Here is a 24073-nt window from a genome sequence, read left to right as displayed (position 1 = left end):
TCAGGCCGGTTTGCCGTCCAGCGCTGCCAGTTCCCCCGGCAATGCATAGGCCCATTGCGTGATGTTGCCGGCGCCGAGGCAGATCACATAGTCGCCGGGCTTGGCCGCCGAAGCGACCAGGCCGGCGAGCGAACCGGGACCATCGAGCGCGACGACATGACGGTGGCCGCGCGCGCGGATGCCGGCGACGAGGCCTTCCTTGTCGGCGCCCGGAATCGGCGTCTCGCCGGCCGCATAGACATCGGCGACCACAACCATGTCGGCATCGTTGAAACAGGCCGAGAACTCGTTGAACAGGCTCGCCAGGCGGCTGTAGCGATGCGGCTGCACCACTGCGATCACCTGCCCTGTCGTCGAGGCGCGCGCCGCCTTGAGCACGGCCGAAATTTCCACGGGGTGGTGGCCGTAATCATCGAACACGGTAACGCCGTTCCATTCCCCGGTGCGGGTGAAGCGCCGCTTCACGCCGCCGAAACCCTCCAACCCCTTGCGGATCGCCTCGGCATCCATGCCGAGATTATGGGCGACGGCGATGGCGGCCGTGGCGTTGAGGGCGTTGTGGCCGCCCGGCATGGGCAGGCCGAGATCGGGAAGCTCGACCACCGCACCGGTCTTGCGGTCGCGGATGACCACGCGAAAGCGCGAACGCCCGCCTGTGAGGTCGAGGTCCATCAGGCGCACATCGGATTGCGGGTTCTCGCCATAGGTGACGACGCGGCGATCCTCGATGGTGCCGACCAGTTCCTGAACCACGGGATGATCGAGGCACATCACGGCAAAGCCATAAAAGGGGATGTTTTCGACGAAAGCCCGGAAGGCATCCTTGATGGCATCGAAGGTCTTGAAATGATCGAGATGCTCGGGATCGATATTGGTGACGATGGCGACGTCGGTCGGCAGCTTGAGGAAGGTGCCGTCGCTTTCATCGGCTTCCACCACCATCCAGTCGCTCGAGCCCAGGCGCGCATTGGTGCCATAGGCGTTGATGATGCCGCCATTGATCACGGTAGGGTCGAAACCGCCGGCATCGAGGAGCGTGGCCACCAGTGAGGTCGTGGTGGTCTTGCCATGCGTGCCGGCAATGGAGACGCAGGTCTTCAATCGCATCAGCTCGGCCAGCATCTCCGCGCGCCGCACCACCGGCAGGCGCTTCTCGCGCGCGGCGACAAGTTCGGGATTGTCGCGCTTTATCGCGGTGGAGACGACCACCACCTCGGCGTCGCCGATATTCTCGGCGGCATGGCCGATGAAGGTCTTCACGCCCTTATCCTTCAGGCGCTTGACGTTGTAATTGTCGGCTGCATCCGAGCCCTGCACCGTGTAGCCCAGATTGGCCAGCACTTCGGCAATGCCGGACATGCCGATGCCGCCGATGCCGACAAAGTGGATGGGACCGATTTCACGGGGCAGCTTCATGAGGTCTCTCGAAAAGGTGGAATCTCGGTTCGTATAGGGGCGACAGGGCCGGGAGGCAAATCTGGAGGAAATTCGGAGCGCGGACTTCCTGTCCGCTTCTTCGCAGTCTCGCAAGCGCGGCGTCTCCAAGAGGCGGACAGGATGTCCCCGCTCCGAGAGCTCCCCGTTACATCGCCGCGAGCTTCACCACCCAGTCGGCGAGGCGGTCGGCAGCGTCGGGAATGCCGGCGTTCCGGGCATTGGCGGCCATGGCCTGCAGCCCCACCGGGTCGGCGAGCAGCGCCGTGAGATCGGCCGCCAGGGTCTCTGCGGTGAAGTCCGGCTGCATCACCATCCGGGCACCGTCGACATTGGCGAGCGTACGGGCATTGGCAGCCTGGTCCTGGTCGAGAGCCCCCGGCAGAGGCACGAGGATCGAAGGGCGGCCGATGACCGAAAGCTCCGCCACGGTGGAGGCCCCGGAGCGGCTGATCACCAGATGAGCCCCCGCGATACGGGCGGGCAGGTCGCGAAAGAAGTCCTGCACGTCCGCGGCAACGCCGAGGCCGGCATAGGTCTCGCGCACGGCGGCAAGGTCCTCCTGGCGCGCCTGCTGCACGATGCTGAGCCGGCGGCGCAATGGTTCGTCAAGCCGCGCGATCGCCGACGGCACGATGGCCGACATCACGGCGGCTCCCTGGCTGCCGCCGAACACCAGCAGATTGATGGGCCCGTCCAGATCCGGATACGGCGTCTTGGCCGCTTCCATCACCGCCGGCCTGACCGGGTTGCCGGTATGGACGAGCTTCGATTTCGGCACATTGTCCATCATCGCCACATCGGCAAAGCCGGTGGCGATGCGCGTCACCTTGGGTGCCAGCATGCGGTTGGCCCGGCCCATCACCGCATTGGCCTCGTGGATCATGGTGGGGATCTTGCGCCAGGCAGCAGCCGTCAGCGGCGGCAGGGTCGGGTAACCGCCGAAACCCACCACCACGGCGGGGCCCAGACGCCCCAGCATGCGCCAGGCCGAAAGTGTCCCCGTGCCGAGCTGCCAGAGCGTATTGGCCATGGCGAGCGGCGAGCGGGAACGCACGGTCTCGGATGGGATGACGTGGATGTCCTCCCAGGCAAAGGTGCCGGTGTAGCGCTCCACCCGTTCGTCAGTGGCGAGATGCGGACGGAAGCCGAGCGGTACGAGCGCTCCCGCCAGCGCTTCGGCCGGGAACAGGTGGCCGCCGGTACCGCCGGCACAGAGCAGGACGATCTTGCCACTCACGACGACAATCCGATACCGGCTGCGCCCTGGGCCCTGCGGTCGCGGAAGCTGAAGGCGCTTTCGAGCATGTCGGTGCGCGGGCGGCGGCGGGTGAGCGCCAGCACCATGCCCATGCCATAGGCCACCGAGATCAGCGAGGAGCCGCCATAGGAGATGAAGGGCAGCGTCATGCCCTTGGCGGGCATCATGTGGAGATTGACCATCAGATTGATCGAGGATTGCATTCCGAACAGAAGGGTGAGGCCGGCAGTGGCGAAGCGGCAGAAGGGATCTTCGACCTTGTAGGCATGCCAGAAGCCGCGCAGCACGATGAGGGCGAACATCGCCACCACCACCATGACGAAAAGAAGGCCGAATTCCTCGCCGGTCACCGCCATGATGAAATCGGTGTGAGAATCCGGGAGGATCAGCTTGTAGGTGCCCTCGCCCGGCCCCTTGCCCAGCCAGCCGCCCGACAGGAAGGCGTCACGCGCGACGTCGACCTGGAAGGTATCGGTCCCCTCCGGCTTGAGGAAGCGGTCGATGCGCGAGGTGACGTGCGGAATGAACTGATAGGCGGCCACGATGCCGACGACGCCGACGCCGCCGAGCCCGACCATCCAGAACCAGTGCAGCCCGGCCATGAAGAACAGCGCGCCCCAGACGATGGAGATCAGCATGGTCTGGCCAAAGTCGGGTTGCAGGATGAGCAGTCCCGCCGAGCAGGCCAGCAACAGCATGGCGAGGATGTTGGCGGGAACGTCCGGCCGCTTGACGTTTTCGGAGAACAGCCAGGCCGCCAGCACGACGAAGGCGGGCTTGAGGAATTCGGAAGGCTGGATACCGGCGATCCAACGCCTGGAGCCCTTCACCTCCGCACCGAACAACAGAGTCGCCGCGACAAGCGCGATCGAGACCAGGAACATCACCAGCGCCAGCCGGCGGATGGACTGCGGCGACAGGAAAGAGATTCCGATCATTACCATCAGGGCCACCGGGATCATCATAGCCTGGCGGTTGACGAAGTGGAACATGTCGGAGATGCCGATACGTTCGGCGACGGCGGGGCTCGCCGCCAGCAGGAGGACGATACCGGTCAGCATCAGGGCCAGGATCGTCATCAGCATCAGCCGATCGACGGTCCACCACCAGGCATTGAAGGCTGAACGTTCGGTACGCGAGGCCATGAACAGGGAGTCCGTCAGCTGAGGGAGGATCGCCCTAGCAGTGCTCCCGACAGGGTTTAGGAACGGTTAAATGCGAAGGCCTCGTCGCGTTTTTGCCGGCAATACCCCTGGAAATGCCGATTGAACCGGTCCGCCTTCCGTTCGCAGCGGCCGGCACCGGCTGCCGCCATTCCCTGTTCTATCGTGATGCCTGGCCCCTGGATTGCCGACGGTCGAATCCCGCCACCACATCCTCGACGATTTCCTGCAACTCGGCACGACTGCTGCCGTCCCGCGCCTGGATCGAGATCCCCTGCATCACGGCCGCTAAATGGCGGGCCAGCCCGGGGATCGTCTCGTTGTCACCAAAAGGCCGCAGCGCCTGCACGATCCTCATGCGGATATCCTCTCGCCGTGCGGCAAGGTCGCGGGCGAGCGCGACATGGTCGGGATGGCAGGTAACCATCCCGCTCGAGATCATGCAGCCACGCTCGCGATCGGGATGGATGACGGCCTCGATAGCCCTTTCAAGCAGCAGGCGCACCGCCTGTGGCAGATCGTCCGCCTGTGCGACAGCGGCGAAATCGAGCAGGCCGACGCTGCCCTCATAGCGTGCCAACGCTTCCTGGTAGAGCCCGGCCTTGCTGCCGAAGGCGGCGTAAAGGCTGGGAGGCGCGATACCGATCGCCTTGGTGAGATCCCCGACCGAGACGCCTTCATAGCCGTGGCGCCAGAACAGCCGCATGGCCGTCTCGACTGCCTGCTCCCGATCGAAGCTCCAGGGCCGCCCGCCACGCGATTTCGAACCGTGTTCCATATCAAACACTAAACAACATCTTGACAGGCGTCGTCAAGCAAGTTGAATAGCGATCGATAAACAACATTGGAGAACACAATGAACCCTTCAAGACGCCTTTTCCTAGGTGCCGCCGCCGCCCTCACCGCCCTCGCCGTCGAATCGGGACTTGCAGGCTCCGCAGCCGGCGCAATCGGCAAGAAACGCTCCGATGTCGCGAATGGAGGCAAACCAGACTCCGGACGTGAGAGCTTCTCCATCCGTTCGGCCGACGGCACGCTGCTGGCCGGCGAGGCACAGGGCGATCCGGCGGCACCCGAGATCCTGTTCATCCACGGCCTGCGCCAGAGCCGGCTGAGCTGGGACAAGCAGTTTGCCGATCCGGCCCTGGCCGGCTTCCGGTTGGTGAGGTTCGACCTGCGCGGCCATGGCGATTCCGACAAGCCGGCCTCGCCCGACGCCTATTCCGACCCCGATCGCTGGGCGGACGACGTCGCCGCGGTGATCGCGGCTGCGAAGCTGCGCCGTCCCATCCTGGTGGGCTGGTCGCTGGGCGGCCATGTCGCCGGCACTTATCTGCGCAAATATGGCGGCTCGCGCATCGCAGGGATCAACCTCGTCGATGCGGTCACCAAGCTATCGCCCGATCTTCTGACCCCGCTGGCGGGAAGCTTCGCCAAGACCGCTATTTCACACGATCTCGGCGAACGAACTGCTGCGACAGCCGATTTTCTCGCGGCCTGTTTCCACAAGCGGCTCACCAGTGTCGAACTGCAGCGCATGCTGGTGGTCAACGGCATGACCGAACGCGCCGTGAACGAAGGCTTCGTCAAGACGTCCACGCCTGACCTGGAACCGGTGTTCCAGGCCTATCCCGGCCCGATCCTGCTGACGCATGGCGTTCACGACCGGCTGGTGCGCCTCGCCATGTCCGAACGCATCAAAGCGCTGCATCCCGATAGCCGCCTGTCGGTCTATGCCGATAGCGGCCACAGCCCCTTCTACGAGGAACCGGCACGGTTCGGGCGGGAACTCGCCGCTTTCGCGACTGCGTCAACACGGGGTTGATGCCTCGTGGAGCCGGTGCAAACCCGCGTGCAGGTCCTGCCCGGCTCCCACATAGAGCAAAACGCCATAGTCCGCAGCGAGATCATCGTCCCGTTGCGGAAGATGCGTTCAACCGTCGGATTTCAGCTTCCCGGCAACGGCCCAGGCATCCTTCGGAACCTCGGTGATGATGATCTCGACGGATTCCGGCGGACAGACCAGGGTTTCGACGACGGCTTTCGTCGCCGCCCGCACGAAATCGCGCTTTTGTTCGATCGTACGTCCAGGATGCATTTCCACTCGCAGCACAGGCATGGTCACTTCCTCATGAAAAGGTCCGATAGCGGGCCTGCTGCAATGTTCTCCAAACCCGTTTGCTGATAAATAGCCGTTATGGCCCTTCATTCAGAACCATATGGATTGCAATGATGGACAAGCTCGCCGGCATGGCCATGTTCGTCAGGGTGGTGGAAGAAGGCAGCTTCGCCGCCGCGGCGGAGACCAGCCGGGTATCGGCGACGATGGTCGCCAAGCATGTCCGGCTGATCGAACAGCGGCTGGGTGCTCGGCTGCTTCACCGCACCACCCGCCGCCACCAGCTCACCGAAGTCGGCCGGCTCTATTACGAACGCTGCAAGACGGCCTTGGCGGAGGTGGCCCTGGCCGAAGCGAGCGCCTCCGAATTGCAGGCCAGCCCGCGCGGACGGTTGCGACTGGTCGCACCGGTGAGCTTTGGCAGCGAAAGCCTGGTGCCGGCCCTGGTGGACTATCTGCAGCGCCATCTCGACGTCACCGTCGATCTCGTGCTCGACAACCGCACCGTGGACCTTATCGGCGAGGGCTGCGACCTCGGCATTCACATCGGCGACCTCACGGATGAAAACCTGGTCGCCCGCCCGCTGAAGCCCTATCGCCGGATCCTGGCGGCCGCGCCGTACTATCTGGATCTGCGCGGACGGCCAGAACATCCGCGTGGGCTCAGCGATCATGACTGTCTCGGCCATGCCTATTGGCGCACGCAGGGTATCTGGCATCTCGTCGGTCCGGACGACGAGACCTGCATGGTGAACGTCGGCGGCCGCTTCACCACCAATCAGGGAGCGGCGCTGCGCGTGGCTGCGCTGCACGGCGCGGGCATCGTGCTGCAGCCGGAGCTGCTGCTGATCAACGATATCGAGGCCGGCCGGCTCGAACCCGTGCTGCCGCTATGGTCCTACCGACCCACGCCGATGCATCTCGTCTATGCCCCGGATCGGCGGCCGACGGCCATGCTGCGCAGCGCCATCGACTTCCTGCTCGCCCGCTTCGGCTGACCCAAAGGCCGTCAGGCCTTGCCGACACCCAGCAGGGCCTGCACGGCCCGGGAGAAGGCCTTGCCCCGTTCCTCGAAATTGCGGAACTGGTCGAAGGAGGCACAGGCCGGCGAGAGCAGCACCACGGCCTCGTCGAGGCCGGACGCCGCTGCATCAGCAGAGGCCAGGGGCACCGCCCTCTCGATCGTCTCGGCCCGCACATAGGGTACGCGCCCCTCCAGCGTCGCCGCGAATTCCTCCGTCGCCTCGCCGATCAGATAGGCCTTGCGGATCTTGGGGAAATACTCGGCCAGGGACTCGATACCACCGGTCTTGGGCTTGCCGCCGGCAATCCAGAAGAGGGTCGGAAAGGACGACAGGGCCTTGGCCGTGGCATCGGCATTGGTGGCCTTGGAATCGTTGACGAACAGCACGGGGCCGAGCCGCCCGACCTGCTCCATGCGATGGGCAAGGCCGGGAAAGCTGCGCATGCCGGCCTGGATCTCGGCCAGTGTCAGCCCGCCCGCCCGGGCGGCCGCCAGCGCCGCACAGGCATTCTGGGCATTGTGGGCGCCGCGCAGGGAGCCGATACCGGCCAGGCTGGCGACCTCGACTGCCCTGCCCGCTTGCGCCGAAAACAACCGGTCGCCAACGGCATAGACGCCGTCGCTCAATTGGCTCTCCACCGAGATGCGGACGGGACGCCCCCCCTTGGCTTCGATCGCATCGGCGATGGCGGCGCACCAGGCATCGTCGACGCCGACGACCGGCGTGCGGGCGCCTTCCACCAGGCGTGCCTTCACAGCCGCATAGTGTTCCAGCGTGCCGTGGCGGTCGAGATGATCCTCGGTGACGTTGAGCAGGATGGCAACGGAGGGATCGATGCTTGGCGCCAGATCGATCTGGTAGGAAGAGCACTCGATCACATAAACTCTTTCGATTCCTTGCACCTTGTCAGGCGATGGCGGCTCCAGCGACAGGATCGCCGTGCCTATATTGCCGCCGAGCTGCACATCGCGGCCGGCTACCGCGAAGAGGTGGGCGATCAGCGCCGTGGTCGTCGATTTGCCGTTGGTGCCGGTAATGGCGATGAAGGGCGAGCCTGGCGCCCGCAGCCGGCGCTCGCGCACGAAGAGCTCGATATCGCCGATCACCTCCACGCCATGCACAGCGGCAAGCTTGACGGACCAATGCGGCTCTGGATGGGTCAGCGGCACGCCGGGCGACAGGACCAGCGCCGCAACGTCCGTCCAGTCGATCTCATGGAGGTCGCGGACGTCGAGCCCCTTGTCGGCAGCCGCCTTGCGGCCGGCTTCGCCATCATCCCAGACGATGGGCCTAGCGCCGCCGGCGGCGAGAGCCTCAGCCGTCACGAGGCCCGAACCGCCGAGGCCAAACACGGCAACAACGCGGTCGCCGAAGGAAGTGATCGGGATCATGACGATCTCTAGTCCTATCTGAGCTTGAGCGTGGCAAGCCCGAGCAGGGCCAGGACCACCGCGATGATCCAGAAGCGGATCACCACCTGCGGCTCCTTCCAGCCCAACTGTTCGAAATGGTGATGGATCGGTGCCATCTTGAACACGCGTTTGCCAGTATAGCGGAACGACAGCACCTGGATGATCACCGACAGGGTCTCGGCCACGAACAGGCCGCCGACGACGAGCAGCACGATCTCATGCTTGGTGGCCACGGCGATCGAACCCAACATGCCGCCGAGGGCGAGCGAACCGGTATCGCCCATGAAGATCTGGGCCGGCGGCGCATTGAACCAGAGGAAGCCGAGCCCTGCCCCGATCATCGCGCCGCAGATCACCGCAAGCTCGCCGGTACCAGGCACGAAATGGAGCTGCAGGTAGTTGGCGAAATTGGCGTTGCCGACGAGATAGGCGATGACGCCGAAGGTACCGGCGGCCACCATCACCGGCACGATGGCCAGCCCGTCCAGCCCATCCGTCAGGTTCACGGCATTGCCGAAGCCCACGATGATGAAGGCGCCGAAGACCACGAAGAAATAAGAGAGGTTGATCAAGAGTTCCTTGAAGAACGGAAAGGCCAACGCGGTTGCCTGCGGGATCGAAGGCCCAGCCCCCCAAAGGAAACCGAGGAAGCGCGCTCCACCCGCCTGTGCCATCAGGATCACGGCGACGCCGGCGATCAGGAATTCCAGACCCAGCCGCGCCCGCCCGGAAAAGCCCTTATGGCTCTGTTTGGTCACCTTGAGATAGTCGTCGTAGAAGCCGATGGCGCCGAAGCCGAGCGTCACCAGCAACACGGCCCAGACATAGACATTGGCCAGATTCCCCCACAGCAGCGTCGACACGCCCAGCCCCGACAGGATCATCAGCCCGCCCATGGTCGGCGTGCCACGCTTGGACAGATGGGATTGCGGACCGTCGTCGCGGATCGGTTGCCCCTTGCCCTGCTTCACCCGCAGCCAGGAGATCGTCCACGGCCCGAAGAAAAACACGAACAACAGCGCCGTGAAGATCGCCCCGCCGGTCCGGAAGGTGATGTAGCGGAACAGGTTGAGGAGCTCGAAATGTTCGCTGAAGCGACTCAGCAGATAGAACATGGAAATCCTTTCAACCTAAAGCGTTTTTGCGATTTGGCAGGATGGCCGGAAGCGAGCGGCATCGTCCTCGAAGAACCGCACCCCATCACCCCGCCCTCGCTGCGATCGCCTCGCGGGCGACATCGTGATCGGAGAAAGGCAATACCGTCTTGCCGACGATCTGGCCCGGCTCGTGCCCCTTGCCAGCGATCAGCAGCACATCCCCTTGGGCCAGCTCCGCGACAGCCGTCTCGATCGCCTGGCGCCGGTCGCCGATCTCGACCGCACCGGGCGCCGCCGCCATGATGGCAGCACGGATCGTGGCAGGATCCTCGCTGCGGGGATTGTCGTCGGTGACGATGACCTTGTCGGCCAGCCTTGTGGCGATCTCACCCATGATCGGGCGCTTGCCGGCATCGCGGTCGCCGCCACAGCCGAAGATCACCACCAGCCTGCCCTGCGCGAAGGGGCGCAGGGCCTCCAGCGCCTTTTCGAGCGCATCGGGCTTGTGGGCGTAGTCGACGAGCACCGGAGCTCCCTCGACGGTACCGACAAGGTCGAGGCGGCCCCTGGCGCCCTCGAGGTGCTCGAGGGCAGCGAACACCGCATCCGGCTCACCGCCGGTCGAGAGGCAAAGGCCCGCGGCGACCAGGGCATTCTCCACCTGGAAGCGTCCGGCGAGCGGCAGCCTGACCCGATAGGCCCGGCCCTGATAGTCGAGTTCGAGATGCTGGATGAAGCCCTCGATCTCGACCGATTTCAGGCGAATGCCCTCGCCTGTCTCACCGACGCTGAGGATGCGCAGGCCCTTCTGGCGTGCGGCGGCCAGCACGGCGCCGGCCTCGGCATGGTCGGCCGCCACCACCGCGCCGGTACCGGCGGGAAGGAGATCTCGGAACAGGCGCAGCTTGGCCTCGAGATAGGCCTCGAAACTGGCGTGATAATCGAGATGATCGCGCGACAGATTGGTGAAACCGCCGGCGACAAGGCGCACGCCATCGAGCCGGAACTGGTCGAGGCCGTGCGAGGAGGCCTCCATGGCGAGATGGGTGATGCCCCTGCCCGCGAGTTCGTCGATCAGACGGTGAAGCTCGACCGGATCCGGCGTGGTGAGGGAACCATAGGTCTCGCCCCAGGGCGCAACCACACCGACGGTACCGATCGACGCCGATTGATGACCGAGCCTGGCCCAGATCTGTCGCACGAAGGCGGCGACCGACGTCTTGCCGCTGGTACCGGTGACGGCAATGATGGTTGCCGGCTGACGATCATAGAAGGCGGCCGCGATCTCGCTCAGCGCCTTGCGGGCATTGCCGACCACGATCTGGACAGCAGGCGCAGGCAGGTTGAGCGGAGCTTCGGAGACGATCGCCACCGCACCGGCGGCCAGGGCCTGCGGGACATAGGCGGCGCCGTCGCTCTTGGTACCGGGAATGGCGACGAAGACGAAGCCGGGCTTCACCGCGCGGGAATCGGCAGTGACGCCCGTGACCTCGAGCGAGCGGGCATCGGCGGCAAGGGAGCCTTCGGAAACGATGTCGGCGAGGCGTTTGGTCATGAATGTCCTGGTTTTCGGCGATTCGGAATCGGCGGCTTTATTAGAGTGCCTATGAGGATTGGCAATGCAGTTTCAATGGCCGATCGATGCATCCCGGCCATGCATTGACCGAACTGCGATGGGCGGGTCTGGCGACCCGCCCATCGAATGGCCTATCGAGCTGCGAGCCAGGCCATGCTCTGGTTCAGCTGATCCTTGGGCGCATAGAGCGGCGGAACCGGATTGGGAACCTCCATGAAGCGGGGTTTGACGCCGAGCAGCGGACCGACACGCTCCAGGATCTTGCCGGTGGTGACGCCGGCATTCCAGGCGGCCGTCGAGTAGCCGTAGGTCTCGGGCAGGCCCTTGGGCTCGTCATAGAGAACGGTGATCAGATATTTCGGCTTGTCGAAGGGAAACACCGCCATGAAGGTGGTGAAGTTCAGGTTCTTGTTGTAGCGCCCGCCGATCAGCTTCTCGGCCGTGCCGGTCTTGCCGCCGACCTGATAGCCGAAGATATCGACCTTCTTGGCCGAGCCATTGGTGGCATTGAGACGCATGATGTAGCGCATCACGTCCGAGGTATGCGGCTTGAGGACTGTCTTGGACAGGGCCAGGGCTTCGTCCTCGTTGCGCTTGATGAAGGTCGGCTTCATCAGATGACCGCCATTCATCATCGCGCCGACTGCCATGATCGCCTGCAGGGGTGCAACGGTGATGCCCTGGCCGAAGGCGATGGTGGCGGAGTTCAACGTACCCCAGCGCCGCGGCAGGATCGGCGCGGCGTTTTCGGGCAGCTCCGTCACCAGACGGTCGAGTTGGCCCATCTGGCGCAGGAAGGCCTGATGGGCAGGCACGCCGAGGCCCAGCGCCATACGGATGACGCCGATATTGGACGAATAGGTGAACACTTCCGGCAGGCTCAGCATGCGGCGCTGCGGATGATAGTCGCGAATGGTCCAGCGCCCGATGGTGACGCTGCCGGCCCGGGCATCCAGCATGGAGTTGGTGGTGAACCGGCCCGATTCGATCGCCATGGCCAGCGTCAGCGCCTTGAAGGTCGAGCCCATTTCATAGGTGCCGACATTGATGCGGTTGATCCGGTTGGGATCGAGGGCATCGGCCGGGTTGTTCGGATCGAAATCGGGCAATGACACCAGCGAGATCATCTCGCCTGTGGTCACGTCCATGATGACGCCGCCCGCGGCCTTGGCCTTGAAATGCTCCATGCCGGCGATGAGTTCGTCACGCATCACCGCCTGGGCGCGCAGATCGATCGAGGTCTGCACCGGCTTCATCGCGTCCGAGGTCGAGGCATAGCCGAGCGCCTGCAGTTCGGAGAGGCCGCGCTTGTTGTCGATATATTTCTCCAGGCCCGCAATGCCTTGGTTGTCGATGTTCACGGCCCCGAGCACATGGCTCACCGTGGGGCCGTTGGGATAGATGCGCTTGTTCTCGTTAATGAAGCCGATGCCGGGCAGGCCGAGCGCATAGATACGGTTGCGTTGCTCAGGTGTGATCTCGCGCTTGAGCCAGATGAAGCCCTTGCCCGAGGCAAGCTTGGCCCTGAGCTCGCGAGCATCGAGCTCCGGCATCTGGGCGGTGAGCAGTTCGGTCGCCTCGTCGACATCGATGATCTTCTTCGGCTCGGCATAGAGCGAGGGTACCTGCACGTCGGTCGCCAGGATCCGGCCGTTGCGGTCGAGGATATCGGGCCGGGCCGCCGCCAGTTGGTCGGCCGCCGAGCGGCGGGCATCATATTGCTGGTCGGGGGCTGTGCCGAACTGGGTCAGCCGCGCCATGATCGCCATGTAGATGCAGACGAACCCCACCACGATCAGCACGATGCGTCCGGCGCTCTTCTCGAGCTTGGACAGGCGCCGGGGCGGCGCCTTGGCGGGGCTGGCGGCATCCGGGTTTGCGCCGGCTTCCGGCGCCGGCGTGCTTGCCAGCTTGTCCACGATGGTCCCGTCGCTCATGTTCCCCTCACTCATGGGGTCGATCCTGTCACTTGCGGCGCCCCGGCCAGGCCGAGTCCTTCGAGTTTTTCGGCAATCAGGTCGCCTTCACGCGCCTTTTCGGGCAGGTCGGCGACATCGACGGACTGGACGACCTTCATCGGCACGAGGTCGAGATGGCGCTTTGCCAATGCGCCGATACGATCGGGCTGGCTCATATAGGCCCATTCGGCCTTGAGCGATTCGATGGCCCGGCGTTCGGTCTCGATGGCGCGGCGGAGCTTGGCCACCTTCTCGGCCTGCAAGGTCGATTCATATTTGATCGAATAGACACCGATGGCAGACGCCACCAGCAGACCGACCAGGATGAGATTGAGAATACGGGTCAACGGCCTCTCCCGGATTGAAGACTTACCTCAGGCAATCCGAGGAAACTGGTGCCGGTGTCGCGAGCGGGGGCCTCGCTGCGAATGGCGAAGCGCAGCTTGGCGGAACGGGCGCGGGGATTGAGTTCGGCTTCCGCCTCACTCGCCGCCAGCGCTCCCCGATGGGTCTGAACGAAGGTCGGCGGCGGAACGGCGGCCATCGGCTGATGGCGCGAACCGCCGGCCTGGCTGCGGGTGCGGTCGGCGAAGAAGGTCTTGACGATGCGATCCTCGAGCGAATGGAAGGTCACCACCACCAGCCGTCCGCCGGGCTTGAGCGCCCTCTCGGCGGCCAGCAAAGCCTGGCCGAGCTCGTCGAGCTCGCCATTGACGGCGATGCGCAGGGCTTGGAAGGCACGCGTCGCCGGATGGATGTCGCCGGGCCTGGAACGGATCACCCGACCGCACAGATCCGCCAGCTGCATGGTGGTCAGGAACGGCTCCTTCTGCCGATCCGTGACGATGGCGCGAGCCAGTGCATGGGCCCGGCGTTCCTCACCCAGCACCTGGAAGATGCGGGCCAGTATCTCCTCCGGCAATTCCGCAACGAGATCGGCGGCACTCGGCCCGGTATGCGAGCCCTCGCGCGACATGCGCATGTCGAGAGGCCCGTCCCTGCGAAAGGAAAAGCCGCGCTCGGCCTCGTCGAGCTGCATCGAGGACACCCCGATATCCAGGACCACGCCGTCGACGCCGCCTTCGCCTAGCATGGGAGCGAGCTTGTCGAGATGGGAGAAGCGATCCTCGACCAAAGTGAGGCGTCCCTGCATTTCGGACACCAGGGCCATGCCGTCGGTGATGGCATTGCGGTCGCGATCGATGGCGAGCACCTTCACGCCGGTTGCAGCCGCCAGAATGGCGCGCGTATACCCGCCGGCCCCGAACGTGCCGTCGATGAAACGCCCGTTTGCCTTGGGCTCGAGCGCCTTCAGCACCTCGGCGAGCATCACCGGCACATGCCGGGCAGCCTCGTTGGCGGTTGCGGAGGAAGCGGACATCGAACTCTCAAAGGCAGGAATTGCAGGCGGAACCAGCCCGCAAATCGGGCAGATTTCTCCAATCCCATTAACGCCCATGAAAGGTTAATGAAGGGTTCGTGGAGCCTGGTCGATCCCTTGAAAATTCCGTTACGTCATCAGCATGATGCGATCGCAGATCGCGATGAATTGGACGACATGGCCGGTGACCCATGTCGTGCCGAAACCACCCTTGCCAGATCTCGCGGAAACAGCCTCCATCGAGTAGGTTGATCATTGGGGCTGTGAGGCAAACATGCGCGTTCTATTCATCCTGTTTTGGCTTACATTATTCGCCCAGGCCGCATACGCACAGGACATCGCGGAGTATCCCATGCTGCGCTGGGGCATGACCAAGGCCGAAGCGCGAGCCGCTTACCCGGCCATGGTGGACGGAGTCTCGCACTATGATCCCGGCAAGCGCGCAATGGTCGTCGGTTTCGGCCAGGCAAAGGCTCAATTCGCCGGCTGCGACGTAACTTTCCATCTGACCTTCGGGGGAGAAGGGCGACTGCAGCAAGCGGGGTTCTCGCGCTTGAAATCTGCGGAGGATGATTGTGTCCCGGCCTTCCAACTCGAGCTATCAAGACGCTTCGGGCCCAACTACCTCTCAGCAGCCGGCACGCTGTTCGGTCCGATTAACGCATCGCGTGTTGTTAACGTAGATCGTTGGACGAGCGCGACTTGGGTCCAGCCTAGCGGGCTGATCAACTTCATGAACGACCCCCACCAACTCTTGGTCACATTTTCGAGGAACGTCCCATAGGCGGCAAACCAGTGACCGTATCGTTGGTACTTTTTGCGTGCGCTCCAACCAATCCCCCCTCTTTCGCACTGCCGCAAAGGCGGGCACTATCGGCGCCGAACCGTTTCGACGGTGTGGAGATTCGCAACCGATGCCCCGACCCGCCAAAGCGCTGTATTGCGCTGCAGCCTTGACCCTTGCCCTGTCCGTGACGGGCGCCTTGGCCGAGGAAAGTCTTGCCAATCTCGATGCCGGCGGGCTGATCATCGAGCCGGCCGACCAGCTCGAATTGAAGGCGGAGGATATCTTCCTTTCGGCCAGGCAGGTCCGCGCCGCCTATCGCTTCCTCAACAAGGCGAGCCAGGACCTGACGTTGACGGTCGCCTTCCCCCTGCCCGAGGTAACCGGCGAAGCCGATCTCGATCTGGCCATTCCCAATCCGGCCTCGCCGAATTTCCTCAATGTCCAGGCCAGGGCCGCCGGCAAGCCGGTCGAGACGAGTGTGGAACAGCATGCCTTCTTCACGCCGGACGGCGGCAAGGAGAGCGAAATCACCGATTTGCTCAAGGGCCTCAACATACCGTTGCTGCCCGCCGGCGCCTCTACGGCCGACGCCCTCAAGCGCCTGAGCAGCGAGGACCGCACCAAGCTGAGCACGCCGGGCTACATCGAGCAGGCGGGCGAAAACTGGGTTCCGCTCTGGACCCTGCGGTCCCGGATCGTCCGCCAGCAGGCCTTGCCAGCCGGCAAGGAAATCGTCCTGCAATACAGCTACACGCCGAGCGTCGGCTCGGCGGCCGGCCTCTATTTCGACCGCGCCAACCTGACCGGCGAGTCCTTGACGCAATATCAGAAGAAATATTGCGTCAATGAGGGCTTTTTGCGCGCAGCCGACGCCTTGACCAAGCGCCTCACGGCAACCAAACCGCAGCCGGGTGAAGCCTCGAAGCCCCCTAAGACCCGCCAGACCTATTTCGGCTACGCCTTTGTCGGCGGCGGGCGTTGGGCCAACCCGGCCGGCCGGTTCGGCCTGGTGATCGACAAGGCCTTTCCCGACAATCTCGTCTCCTTTTGTGCAGACGGCGCCAAGAAGGTCAGCAGCACCCGCTACGAGCTCAAGCGCAACAATTATGCGCCGGACCGCAGTCTCGACATCCTGATTCTCGACAAGAACGTCGTACCATAACTCCCTTGCCGATCAGGCTTTTTAGCCGAGATAGCGGCGAAGCCGTTACGCGCTCGCGGCCTCCTGCTCTTCCGCGACCAGTTCCGTCACAATCTCGAACTTGCTCAGGCTGTGGCGGCCGAAGGAACTGATCATCGGGATATCGGCGGCATCGCGGCCGCAACCGATCAGGACCCGGCCGATCCGGCGCTGGTTGTGGCGCGGATCGAAGCTGTACCACTCCCCGCCGAGATAGGCCTGGAACCAGGCACTGAAATCCATGGCGGCGGGATCGGCAGGCACGCCGATATCGCCGAGATAGCCGTTGCAGTAGCGCGCCGGAATGTTGAGGCAGCGGCACAGCGCAACCGCCAGATGGGCAAAGTCGCGGCATACGCCGACCTTCTGCTCGAAGGCCTGCAAAGCCGAGCGCGTCGCGCTGGCATGCTCGTAGCCAAAGCTCAGATGCGAATGGACGAAGTCGGTGACCGCCTGAACCCGCTGCCAGCCATCGGTTATCTCTCCAAATTGCTTCCAGGCGAAATCGGCCAGAAGATCGGTTTCGCAATAGCGGCTGCCCTGCAGATAGATCAGCGTTTCCTTCGGCAGGGCCATGATGGGCAGGATCCTCGCCCTCTGCACCGCCTTGTCGGGCTCGCCGCTGTCGCGGATGATGCCATCGCAGTGCAGATGCAGGAAACCATCCTCGACATGGATGCGCCGGCACAGATTGCCGAAGCTGTCGATATGGGCCTGGGTCGGATGGTTCGACAAGGCGGAGAGGTCCTGCTCGCGCACGATGTCACCGCGCCGCGATGGATGAACATCGAGGACGGTGATCAGCGTGGTCGGTTGCGAGAACTGCATCTCGATATCGAAACCGTAGCGGATATGCATCTTGGCTTTCCCATGAGCGGCGCAGGCCTGCATCCTCGTCCCGTTGGAGAGGCGGTGGCACGCCGAGGGTTGCAGGCTAGCGCCGGGGACCAGGCAGCAATAGAAGCCGCTACATCAGTGTTGCTAGTATGGATGCATCAGGCATTTCAGCTCGAGCGGCGCGGTGCAGCCTTTTGCGAAGCGCCGGTGAACCCGCGCTCCCGCGCCCACACCACCGCGGCGGCCCGGCTGTGCACGCCAGCCTTGCCATAGATGCGGGCCACGTGGTTGCGCACCGTATTGCGGGTCAGCTTCAAGGCCTTGACGATCTGGGCATCGCTCAGCCCCTGGCAAAGCAGGCCGAGCACTTCCAATTCCCGCGGAGTCAGGTCGGCGAGTTCCGTGGAAGCCCCGTTCGACGTCCCCCCGTCCCGCAGATTGGCCAGCTTCTCGATCACAGTTCGGCTGAACCAGGAGGTGTCCTGCATCACGGCTTCGATGGCGGACATCAGTTCGACTTCCGATCGCTTGCGTTCGGTGATGTCCTGCAGGACGATCAGCACGCAATCCTGGCCCTGGATGCCGACGGTCTCGGCCGAGACCAGGCAATCCAGGCTTTCGCCGTGCCGGCTGCGCAGCTCGAATTCCCTGTTGCGCAGGGTTCCATCGCTTTCGAGGTCCCGTTCGAGCTGCCGCCGCGATGCGCTCGAAGACCAGATCGGCACCAGGGCGATGGGCTTGTCGATCACCTCATCAGGCGCATAGCCCAGCACCACGGCAAAGGCCTCGTTGACGTCCAGCACACGGAAATCCTTGCGGGCCATCACGATGGTCGGCACGGGGGTCATGCGAAAGGCCCGGGCGAAGCGCTCCTCGCTCTGCCGCAGGGCCAGTTCTGCCCGCCTGCGCGGCTCCATGTCCATGAAGGTGAAGAGCATGCAAGGCTCCTCGCCTACCTCGATTGGCTGCCCGGCAACGATGACCAGCTTCGGATCACCGTCGGCCATGCGCAGGCTGGCCTCGGTCTGCGGAATCGTGCGCCCCTCGCGCAGAGCGGCGATGGCACTGTCCCGACCGGCGGCATTCTCCAGCACGTCGATTTCATAGGTGGAGCGGCCGAGGACCTCCTCGCGCTTGTAGCCGGTCATTTCCAGGAAGCCATGATTGACCTTCACATAACGCAGATCGGCCAGCCGGCAGATGATCGCTGGCGCAGGGTTAGCCGCGAAGGTGCGCTCGAAGCGTTCTTCCGCCGTAAAACGCTCCGTCAAATCCTGGATGACCAGCACATAGGATTCAGGATCGCCGGCGGCGTCGGCAAGAGCCAGTCCCCTGAGCTGATGGATGCTGCGCCATCCTTCTTTCCCTTTGGGCGGCGCCGCCTTGACGACTTCCACGACCACATCCTCGAACACCTCTCCCGCCAGGAGGCGATCCAGCGGGTATTGTTCGGGAGCCAGCGTATGGTTGTTGCGATATTTCAGCAGATAGGTCTGCCGATATTCAGCCGGCGTCCTGCCCAGTGCGGCCAGTTCTCCCGCATCGTGCAGGTCGAGGGCCCTCTCATTGGCCCAGACGATCCCCCCGGCAGGATCGATCAGCAAGATGCCTTCGGCCAACCCCGCAATGATCTCCTGGAGCTGCCGCCGGTCCACCTGTCGCCGCAGGATGCTCACATCCGGAACCTCGTTCGCCATGACCTGTTCCCACTTGCCGGCGAGAGCCGCGGCACGTCTTTTCTTGCAGACGGAACCATAGTCCGGAACGGTATGGGGCGAAAGGAACGGCGCCTGCTGCCAGGCGCCCAAATGACTGCTGCAGGGGAGCGCGTTGCCGCGCTCCCCGCTCTCCTCATTTCTTCAGCGCATCGCGCGCCGCATCCTTGGCGCCGCCGACCGCATTCTGGACCTTGCCCGCCAGCTTTTCGGCCTTGCCCTCGGCCTGGGTCTTGGTATCGCCCGTCACCTTGCCGACAGCCTCCTTGATGGTGCCCTTGACCTGCTTTGCAGCGCCTTCGACGCGATCCTTGTCCATGTCCGTCCTCCTGAATTGCCACGGCCGGCGCGCCTGCGTCCGGCTACCTTTCCGATTGCCGCATGTCACGCGCAATCGCGAAAGACGCCATGGCATCAAGCGGCCTGATCCATCTGTATCAGGAGCGGCAAGGCCAATTATCGATAGGGCCGGGCGAAAGCTTCGGAAACTCACGCGCTGCGGGCAAAGGCCCGCCAGACCAGCAGCACGATGACAGCCCCGACGACGGCGCCGATGAAGCCCGCCTTTTCGCCGATCGTGTACCAGCCGATCTGCTGCCCGAGCCAGGTCGCCAGTGCCGCGCCGACCACGCCCAGCACCGTGGTGAGGATGAAGCCGCTGGGATTGTGCTGGCCCGGCGACAGGAAACGCGCGATCAGGCCAACGATGAAGCCGATAAGGATGGTCCAGACGATACCCATGATATTACCCGGTTCGAAGTCCGCAGGAATTCGCCGGACCGCCACAGGCGGTTCGTTCCCGAATTCCGCGCGATTTCAACTGACTGCAGCGCTTCCCTGAATCGGAATCAGACCCGCCGGGAAAGTCACCCGGCTGCAATGTGGCGGCGTTCGGTGACAAAAACAAGAACCGCCGGGCTCAGGCCCGATCGCTTCATCTGCAGGAAAGGCAAGGCTAGCTGGCCTGTAAGCCGGGTTCTGTATGGCCCGCTTGCGCGGACGTGGCGACCATTCATCTGGGGCCACCGTCACCGGTGACCTCAACGCAACCAACCCGGACGACAGCGCGGAAATGCGCCTCGACGCGTCCGAAGACCGCCGCGGCCGTCCCTATTCGGTCTTGCTCCGGGTGGGGCTTGCCATGCCGCTGCCGTTACCGGCCGCGCGGTGCGCTCTTACCGCACCCTTTCACCCTTACCCCGGCAAGCAAGCTTGACGAGGCGGTTTGCTTTCTGTGGCGCTTTCCCTGAGGTTGCCCCCGCCGGCCATTAACCGGCACCCTATTTCCGTGGAGCCCGGACTTTCCTCCATTCCCAGGTCGAAACCTGGCAACAGCGGCCGCCCGGCCAGCTAGCCGCGCCTGTGTGACGCCAAGCGTCAACGGCGTCAACAAAGAAAAACCGGCGCCCACCGATAGGATGGACGCCGGAAGTTGTGTCTTTGGGAGGAAATGGGAGAACCATTCGCCAATGACATTAGCGCCGGCCGGACCGGCACGCTGTGCGAAAAGTCACATCATCGCCTGCTTCGCCAGGATGAGGCTGCGCAGGGTCTCGATGGTGGAAGCATCGCAGACGCCGTCGACCCTGGCCTGGCGGAAATGGCGCTGGAAGGCCGTCACCACCGCCTCGGTGAGCGTGTCGTAGATCCCGGTCACTTCGATGCCGTAGCCATAGAGCGAGAACATCGCCTGCAGCGCCTCGATGGGCTGCCCGGCCTCGCCAGCGGAGAAGAAGCGCCCCCCCTGGATGGCGGCAGGAGGCACGTGAAGGCCGACCCCTTCCCCGGCCAGGCCGGCCCAGTCGAAGCGCTCGCCGGGATCGGTCTTGCGCAGGGGCGCAATATCCGAATGCCCGAGCACGTGATAAGGCCGAATACCGTGGCGGCTGACAATATCGCGGCAGAGCGCCTTGACCGCCGTCATCTGCGCGGCGGGAAAATCCCGATAACCCCATTCATGGCCGGGATTGACGATCTCGATCCCGATGGAGCGGGAATTGATGTCAGCCATCCCCTCCCAGTTCGCCTGGCCGGCATGCCAGGCCCGGCGGGTCTCCGGTACCATTTGGACGATCCGCCCGTCCTCATCGACCAGATAGTGGCAGGAAACCTGCGAAGCCGGATCGGACAGCCGGGCCAGCGCCAGCGCGCCATCGGGCATGCCGGTATAATGCAGGATCAACAGAGCTGGCGACACGGGATCGAGGCGCTCGCCGTGATTGGGCGAGGCGACGGCAAGGCTGGCGAGGGATGAATCGAGTTGCAAGGGCAGTCTTTTCGATGCGGCGGATGGAACGGCCGATCCGCTGTGTCGGCAGTAAAACCCCTTACAGCCAGTTGATGCGCTTGAGAACCCATAGCGTGACGATCGAGGTGATGGTGACGAAGCCCACGATGGTCGCGAAGGCCCAGCCCTTGTCGACGCCGGGAATGCCGCCGACATTCATGCCGAACAGACCGGCCACCACGCTGGGCGGCAGCAGCAGCGCGGCAAGGGCCGCCAAGCGGTTGGAATTGTGGGCGATGCGCTCGCCGATCACGGTGGAAAGATCGTCATGCAGGATACCGGTGCGGTCCCGGATCGCATCGAGATATTCGATGAAGCGCATCAGCTTGTCGATCACCTCGCGCAGCCGCAGCTTGTCGCGTTCATTCAACCACGGCGCGTCGTCATGCTCCATGCGGTTGAGCGCATCGCGTTGGGGGGCGAGATAGCGGCGCAGTTGCACGGCACGCCGCCTGAGCAGCTTCAGGCGCTCGCGCACCTCGCCGGCATCGCCGTGGAAGATCAAGTCGTCGAGTTCGTCGACCTCCTCGTCCATGGCATCCAGCACCGGTTCGAGGTCGCGCACCAGCTTGTCGCCGATCATGGCGAGGAGATCACCGGAATGGCTCGGCCCCTTGCCCTTGTGCAGGGCTTTGCGGATGTCGCGCAACGCGGTGACATAGTGGCCCTTGTCGCGCAGGGAAATCACGCGATCGCCATCGACCCACAGGTGCAGCGGCACCAGGTCGATGTCGGCGGGCTTTTCCTCTCCCTCCTCGGGCGAAGTCGCGCAGACGCCGCGCAGGATGATGAGCAGACCATCATCGACCGGTTCCACGCGCGGCCGGGTTTCCTCCTCCAGGAGTGCGTCGGCGACCACCGGATCGAAATCGCCTCGGGTGTGCACCCAGTCGGCCGCCGCGGGATGATCACGCTCCAGGTGCAGCCAGAGCACACCGTCTCCCGGTTTCCAGGCCCTCGACTGAGCCATGTCGAGTTGGCAGCAGCCGCCCTTCCCATCGAGCAGGAGCGCAAAGCGCAGCCCCGGTTCGATGCCGTAGCTTGCCATCGGCGCGTTGACCGTTTCCATGCGGCCTCACCACAATCCGAGCGCGCAGGGCCTCCCGACGAAACCGAAAAGCCCAACCCGCACAAAAGCTTGCCCAGCCGGCCGGATTCACCTTATCCATTCGCGAACTGGTGGCAAGATCAATCAAAAGCATGATGATTCCTTTCTGACGCCCGTGCTGCTCGAGCAGGCCTCCCCTTCTTCTTCCCGCAAGCGATATGCCCATGCAGTTGACCATTGCCGAACTGACCGAACGTTTTCCCGACTTCCGCGTCGCCGTCCTCGTGGCCGAAGATCTGGTGATCACCACGGGGCGTACGGGCCCTCTCGATACGGCCATCCTGGCCTCCGAGGCCGCCTGCCGCAGCCAGCATGAGGGGCTGGAGCTTTCCGCCATTCCGGGCGTCGCCGCCTGGCGCAGCGCCTATAAGGGCTTCGGCATCAAGAAGACCAGCTATCGTTCCTCGGTCGAGCGGCTGATCAAGCGCGTGCTGGCCGGCGATCGCCTGCCGGTCATCAATAATTTCGTCGACATCTACAACACGATCTCGCTGCAGCATGGCTTTTGCATCGGCGCCGACGACCTCGACAAGATCGCGCCACCGGTTGCCTTCCGCTTCTCGCGCCCCGGCGACAGTTTTCTCGACATGGGGGCCGAAGCCGGCGAGGATCCCAACGATCCACCCAAGGAGGGCGAGGTGGTGCTCGCCGATACCAGGCATGTGCTGTGCCGCCGCTGGAACTGGCGCCAGGACATGCGCTCAGCCATCACGCCGCAAACCCGGCGGGCGCTGGTGACGGTTCAGGCCAATGGCTGGGGCGAATTGGAGGAAGCCGCCAACCATCTCGCCGGCTGGCTCACGGCCGATTGCAGCGCAAAGGTCTCGATCGCCTATGCCGACAGGAGCAATCCCACGGTCATACTGAATTGAGCGTGCCGTTCCCCGGGTGCGCGGACGAGACGTCCGCGCACCCGGAAAATGCGTCAGGGTATCGCGCATTCAGCCACTCCTCGCGCAAGATCATGGTCCCGGAATACTTCTTCCTCATCTTGCCGAGCTCGAACCGATGGCCTAACCTCGGCGCATGACCGCGAAGCGCTCGACCTGCATGCATCCCGCCACGCACCTGCCTAGGGGCGCGGGAAGGGTATTGCCGTAAGCGCGATACGATCGACCCATGAACCCTGCGAGGCGAGCAGGGTCCATGGCAGCCCGGCTCTCCCGCAAAAAGGAGAGCCATTATGCCCCCGAACCTATCCCCTCCTCGCGAGTCACGGCCGCTGCTGCCGGGACTGTCGATACGTGCCACGCGCCTGGAGGATGTCGACGCGATCACCGCGCTCGCCAATCTTCCCGGCTATCGGGCCGGTACGCTCCGCCTGCCCTATCAGAAGCCGGAATTGGCCCGGCGATGGCTGGAAAGCCTCGGCTCGGAGGCCTTCAACCTCGTCGCCGTGCTCGATGGCATCATCGTGGGAAATGCCGGCCTGGACCGCTACAGTGGCCGGCGAGCCCATGCCGCCGGTGTTGGAATGGGCGTCCATGACGACCATCGCGGCAAGGGTATCGGCACGGCGCTGCTGCGGGAAATCACCGATGCGGCCGATCAATGGCTGAGGATCGAACGCCTCGAACTGACGGTCTTTGCCGACAATCTACAGGCCATACGCCTTTACGAGCGGTTCGGCTTCGAGCAGGAGGGAATCCTGCGCAATTATGCATTCCGGGCCGGCGCGTTCGCGGATGCCCATTTGATGGCACGGCTGCGGGGTTGAGGCCTTCGCCCTGCCC

23 protein-coding genes and 1 other RNA gene are annotated in these 24073 nt (G+C 64.1%); 6 read left to right on the top strand and 18 right to left on the bottom strand.

The genetic code is table 11. The features are described from left to right. The 4 genes from murC to BA190_RS02570 form a co-directional block, all read right to left on the bottom strand. A complete protein-coding gene (gene murC / locus BA190_RS02585; protein ID WP_068282100.1) occupies window positions 1–1416 on the bottom strand; it encodes a UDP-N-acetylmuramate--L-alanine ligase in 1416 nt (471 codons plus the stop codon). Between the two features lie 166 nt (window positions 1417–1582). After that, on the bottom strand, window positions 1583–2674 hold the full coding sequence (murG, locus tag BA190_RS02580; protein ID WP_245314513.1) for an undecaprenyldiphospho-muramoylpentapeptide beta-N-acetylglucosaminyltransferase: 1092 nt from the start codon (window positions 2672–2674) through the stop codon (window positions 1583–1585). After that, window positions 2671–3840: an FtsW/RodA/SpoVE family cell cycle protein gene (locus tag BA190_RS02575; RefSeq protein ID WP_068282097.1), complete on the bottom strand. Its 1170-nt coding sequence runs from the start codon at window positions 3838–3840 to the stop codon at window positions 2671–2673. Before BA190_RS02575 ends, murG begins: the two co-directional genes overlap by 4 nt. 178 nt (window positions 3841–4018) lie before the next feature. Next, on the bottom strand, window positions 4019–4636 hold the full coding sequence (locus BA190_RS02570; protein WP_068282094.1) for a TetR/AcrR family transcriptional regulator: 618 nt from the start codon (window positions 4634–4636) through the stop codon (window positions 4019–4021). Between the two features lie 78 nt (window positions 4637–4714). Between BA190_RS02570 and BA190_RS02565 the strand changes: the two genes are divergently transcribed. After that, a complete protein-coding gene (locus BA190_RS02565) occupies window positions 4715–5683 on the top strand; it encodes an alpha/beta fold hydrolase (protein ID WP_068282091.1) in 969 nt (322 codons plus the stop codon). Between the two features lie 108 nt (window positions 5684–5791). Here the strand turns inward: BA190_RS02565 and BA190_RS02560 are convergent, their stop codons facing one another. Further along, on the bottom strand, window positions 5792–5977 hold the full coding sequence (locus BA190_RS02560; protein WP_068282088.1) for a 4-oxalocrotonate tautomerase: 186 nt from the start codon (window positions 5975–5977) through the stop codon (window positions 5792–5794). Between the two features lie 113 nt (window positions 5978–6090). Here BA190_RS02560 and BA190_RS02555 point away from each other — a divergent pair, with 113 nt between their 5' ends. Next, a complete protein-coding gene (locus BA190_RS02555) occupies window positions 6091–6975 on the top strand; it encodes a LysR family transcriptional regulator (RefSeq protein ID WP_068282085.1) in 885 nt (294 codons plus the stop codon). Between the two features lie 11 nt (window positions 6976–6986). Here the strand turns inward: BA190_RS02555 and murD are convergent, their stop codons facing one another. The 6 genes from murD to rsmH all read right to left on the bottom strand — a co-directional run bounded on the left by murD (window position 6987) and on the right by rsmH (window position 14426). Then, window positions 6987–8393 (bottom strand): UDP-N-acetylmuramoyl-L-alanine--D-glutamate ligase, encoded by a 1407-nt coding sequence (murD, locus tag BA190_RS02550; protein ID WP_068282083.1) that lies wholly within the window; start codon window positions 8391–8393, stop codon window positions 6987–6989. Window positions 8394–8407: 14 nt separating this feature from the next. Further along, window positions 8408–9529: a phospho-N-acetylmuramoyl-pentapeptide-transferase gene (mraY, locus tag BA190_RS02545; RefSeq protein ID WP_068282081.1), complete on the bottom strand. Its 1122-nt coding sequence runs from the start codon at window positions 9527–9529 to the stop codon at window positions 8408–8410. Between the two features lie 85 nt (window positions 9530–9614). Beyond that, window positions 9615–11066, bottom strand: coding sequence for a UDP-N-acetylmuramoyl-L-alanyl-D-glutamate--2,6-diaminopimelate ligase (locus BA190_RS02540; protein WP_068282079.1), 1452 nt, complete (start codon window positions 11064–11066; stop codon window positions 9615–9617). 152 nt (window positions 11067–11218) lie between these two features. Then, a complete protein-coding gene (locus BA190_RS02535; RefSeq protein ID WP_068282077.1) occupies window positions 11219–13024 on the bottom strand; it encodes a penicillin-binding protein 2 in 1806 nt (601 codons plus the stop codon). 11 nt (window positions 13025–13035) lie between these two features. Next, window positions 13036–13392 (bottom strand): hypothetical protein, encoded by a 357-nt coding sequence (locus BA190_RS02530; RefSeq protein ID WP_068282075.1) that lies wholly within the window; start codon window positions 13390–13392, stop codon window positions 13036–13038. Then, complete coding sequence (gene rsmH, locus BA190_RS02525; protein ID WP_068282070.1) at window positions 13389–14426, bottom strand: 16S rRNA (cytosine(1402)-N(4))-methyltransferase RsmH; 1038 nt, start codon at window positions 14424–14426, stop codon at window positions 13389–13391. Before rsmH ends, BA190_RS02530 begins: the two co-directional genes overlap by 4 nt. A gap of 274 nt (window positions 14427–14700) precedes the next feature. On the opposite strand from rsmH, the gene BA190_RS02520 reads away from it, so the two are divergent. After that, window positions 14701–15210: a hypothetical protein gene (locus BA190_RS02520; protein WP_068282068.1), complete on the top strand. Its 510-nt coding sequence runs from the start codon at window positions 14701–14703 to the stop codon at window positions 15208–15210. 130 nt (window positions 15211–15340) lie between these two features. Further along, window positions 15341–16375 (top strand): DUF4424 family protein, encoded by a 1035-nt coding sequence (locus tag BA190_RS02515; protein WP_068282067.1) that lies wholly within the window; start codon window positions 15341–15343, stop codon window positions 16373–16375. Between the two features lie 45 nt (window positions 16376–16420). On the opposite strand, the gene BA190_RS02510 is transcribed toward BA190_RS02515, so the two are convergent. From BA190_RS02510 to BA190_RS02480, 7 genes are all read right to left on the bottom strand, one after another. Continuing rightward, window positions 16421–17251 carry a transglutaminase family protein gene (locus BA190_RS02510; RefSeq protein ID WP_068282066.1) on the bottom strand — a complete coding sequence of 277 codons (831 nt, stop codon included), beginning with the start codon at window positions 17249–17251 and terminating at the stop codon, window positions 16421–16423. Window positions 17252–17397: 146 nt separating this feature from the next. Beyond that, window positions 17398–18927: a helix-turn-helix transcriptional regulator gene (locus tag BA190_RS02505; RefSeq protein WP_068282327.1), complete on the bottom strand. Its 1530-nt coding sequence runs from the start codon at window positions 18925–18927 to the stop codon at window positions 17398–17400. A gap of 154 nt (window positions 18928–19081) precedes the next feature. Then, window positions 19082–19264, bottom strand: a complete 183-nt coding sequence (locus tag BA190_RS02500) for a CsbD family protein (RefSeq protein WP_068282065.1) — start codon at window positions 19262–19264, stop codon at window positions 19082–19084. A gap of 170 nt (window positions 19265–19434) precedes the next feature. Next, complete coding sequence (locus BA190_RS02495; protein ID WP_068282064.1) at window positions 19435–19686, bottom strand: GlsB/YeaQ/YmgE family stress response membrane protein; 252 nt, start codon at window positions 19684–19686, stop codon at window positions 19435–19437. A gap of 210 nt (window positions 19687–19896) precedes the next feature. Next, an RNA gene (rnpB, locus tag BA190_RS02490) (RNase P RNA component class A) lies at window positions 19897–20299 on the bottom strand. Window positions 20300–20455: 156 nt separating this feature from the next. After that, the gene (locus BA190_RS02485; protein ID WP_068282324.1) at window positions 20456–21217 is read right to left on the bottom strand and encodes an N-acetylmuramoyl-L-alanine amidase; all 762 of its coding nucleotides are present in this window, start codon (window positions 21215–21217) and stop codon (window positions 20456–20458) included. Between the two features lie 55 nt (window positions 21218–21272). After that, window positions 21273–22301 (bottom strand): CorA family divalent cation transporter, encoded by a 1029-nt coding sequence (locus BA190_RS02480; RefSeq protein WP_068282062.1) that lies wholly within the window; start codon window positions 22299–22301, stop codon window positions 21273–21275. Window positions 22302–22504: 203 nt separating this feature from the next. Here BA190_RS02480 and BA190_RS02475 point away from each other — a divergent pair, with 203 nt between their 5' ends. Together BA190_RS02475 and BA190_RS02470 are read left to right on the top strand one after the other, a co-directional pair. Beyond that, on the top strand, window positions 22505–23212 hold the full coding sequence (locus tag BA190_RS02475) for a B3/4 domain-containing protein (RefSeq protein WP_068282061.1): 708 nt from the start codon (window positions 22505–22507) through the stop codon (window positions 23210–23212). 311 nt (window positions 23213–23523) lie between these two features. Then, window positions 23524–24057 (top strand): GNAT family N-acetyltransferase, encoded by a 534-nt coding sequence (locus BA190_RS02470; protein ID WP_068282058.1) that lies wholly within the window; start codon window positions 23524–23526, stop codon window positions 24055–24057. The last annotated feature ends 16 nt before the right edge of the window (window positions 24058–24073 follow it).

The organism is Labrys sp. WJW, assembly GCF_001676615.1.
Lineage (GTDB): Bacteria > Pseudomonadota > Alphaproteobacteria > Rhizobiales > Labraceae > Labrys > Labrys sedimenti.
Note: the sequence above shows the minus strand (reverse complement) of the source record. Positions and strands in the feature narration are given on the sequence as shown.

What these genes read in the sequence shown, in the direction of transcription:
- BA190_RS02565 (WP_068282091.1), top strand. Translation starts at nt 4,715, where the DNA reads ATGAACCCTTCAAGACGCCTTTTCCTAGGTGCCGCCGCCGCCCTCACC.
- BA190_RS02475 (WP_068282061.1), top strand. Translation starts at nt 22,505, where the DNA reads ATGCAGTTGACCATTGCCGAACTGACCGAACGTTTTCCCGACTTCCGC.
- murD (WP_068282083.1), bottom strand. Translation starts at nt 8,393, where the DNA reads ATGATCCCGATCACTTCCTTCGGCGACCGCGTTGTTGCCGTGTTTGGC.
- BA190_RS02570 (WP_068282094.1), bottom strand. Translation starts at nt 4,636, where the DNA reads ATGGAACACGGTTCGAAATCGCGTGGCGGGCGGCCCTGGAGCTTCGAT.
- BA190_RS02560 (WP_068282088.1), bottom strand. Translation starts at nt 5,977, where the DNA reads ATGCCTGTGCTGCGAGTGGAAATGCATCCTGGACGTACGATCGAACAA.
- BA190_RS02555 (WP_068282085.1), top strand. Translation starts at nt 6,091, where the DNA reads ATGGACAAGCTCGCCGGCATGGCCATGTTCGTCAGGGTGGTGGAAGAA.
- BA190_RS02515 (WP_068282067.1), top strand. Translation starts at nt 15,341, where the DNA reads ATGCCCCGACCCGCCAAAGCGCTGTATTGCGCTGCAGCCTTGACCCTT.
- BA190_RS02500 (WP_068282065.1), bottom strand. Translation starts at nt 19,264, where the DNA reads ATGGACAAGGATCGCGTCGAAGGCGCTGCAAAGCAGGTCAAGGGCACC.
- BA190_RS02535 (WP_068282077.1), bottom strand. Translation starts at nt 13,024, where the DNA reads ATGAGCGACGGGACCATCGTGGACAAGCTGGCAAGCACGCCGGCGCCG.
- rsmH (WP_068282070.1), bottom strand. Translation starts at nt 14,426, where the DNA reads ATGTCCGCTTCCTCCGCAACCGCCAACGAGGCTGCCCGGCATGTGCCG.
- BA190_RS02470 (WP_068282058.1), top strand. Translation starts at nt 23,524, where the DNA reads ATGCCCCCGAACCTATCCCCTCCTCGCGAGTCACGGCCGCTGCTGCCG.
- murC (WP_068282100.1), bottom strand. Translation starts at nt 1,416, where the DNA reads ATGAAGCTGCCCCGTGAAATCGGTCCCATCCACTTTGTCGGCATCGGC.
- BA190_RS02575 (WP_068282097.1), bottom strand. Translation starts at nt 3,840, where the DNA reads ATGGCCTCGCGTACCGAACGTTCAGCCTTCAATGCCTGGTGGTGGACC.
- BA190_RS02480 (WP_068282062.1), bottom strand. Translation starts at nt 22,301, where the DNA reads ATGGAAACGGTCAACGCGCCGATGGCAAGCTACGGCATCGAACCGGGG.
- BA190_RS02520 (WP_068282068.1), top strand. Translation starts at nt 14,701, where the DNA reads ATGCGCGTTCTATTCATCCTGTTTTGGCTTACATTATTCGCCCAGGCC.
- mraY (WP_068282081.1), bottom strand. Translation starts at nt 9,529, where the DNA reads ATGTTCTATCTGCTGAGTCGCTTCAGCGAACATTTCGAGCTCCTCAAC.
- BA190_RS02540 (WP_068282079.1), bottom strand. Translation starts at nt 11,066, where the DNA reads ATGACCAAACGCCTCGCCGACATCGTTTCCGAAGGCTCCCTTGCCGCC.
- BA190_RS02505 (WP_068282327.1), bottom strand. Translation starts at nt 18,927, where the DNA reads ATGGCGAACGAGGTTCCGGATGTGAGCATCCTGCGGCGACAGGTGGAC.
- BA190_RS02510 (WP_068282066.1), bottom strand. Translation starts at nt 17,251, where the DNA reads ATGCATATCCGCTACGGTTTCGATATCGAGATGCAGTTCTCGCAACCG.
- BA190_RS02495 (WP_068282064.1), bottom strand. Translation starts at nt 19,686, where the DNA reads ATGGGTATCGTCTGGACCATCCTTATCGGCTTCATCGTTGGCCTGATC.